Origin of the sequence: Streptomyces capoamus (genome assembly GCF_014654935.1) — a bacterium.
GTDB lineage: Bacteria > Actinomycetota > Actinomycetes > Streptomycetales > Streptomycetaceae > Streptomyces > Streptomyces capoamus.
The window spans coordinates 337-934 of the sequence record NZ_BNBF01000045.1; the positions used below are offsets into that span (position 1 = coordinate 337).

Here is a 598-nt window from a genome sequence, read left to right on the forward strand (position 1 = left end):
CACTTCCGCGCTCACCCCGGACCGGGCCGAGGCCGTCCTGGACCTGATCGGCGAGGCCGCCCGGGTCGACGGGCAGCAGCCCGTGTCCGAACAGGGCCGGCTGCAGCTGCGCGGCGGGGCCCGCGAGGGCGTCTCCCACCTGCTGCTGTCCGTCGACGGCGAACTCGTCGGCTACGCCCAGCTGGAGGACACCGACCCGGTGGAGGCGCCGGCCGCCGAGCTGGTCGTGCACCCCGCGCAGCGCGGGCACGGGCACGGGCGGGCGCTCGGCGCGGCCCTGCTCGCCGCCTCCGGCAAGCGGCTGCGGGTGTGGGCGCACGGCGGGCACCCGGCCGCACGGCACCTCGCCCAGGTGCTCGGTCTGACCCTGTTCCGCGAACTGCGGCAGATGCGGCGGCCGTTGGCCGGTATGGAACTGCCCGAGCCGGTGCTGCCGGAGGGCGTGACGGTACGCGCCTTCGTGCCCGGCAAGGACGACGCGGCCTGGCTCGCGGTGAACGCCGCCGCCTTCGCCCATCACCCCGAGCAGGGCTCGCTGACCCAGCGCGACCTGGACGACCGCAAGGCCGAGCCGTGGTTCGACCCGGCCGGGTTCTTC

The 598-nt window shown here is 76.4% G+C and carries 1 protein-coding gene; it reads left to right on the forward strand.

The window, feature by feature from the left end:
- Positions 1 to 598 (forward strand): mycothiol synthase (gene mshD, locus IE312_RS43465; protein WP_229900885.1); only part of this gene is annotated, 598 nt, incomplete at both ends.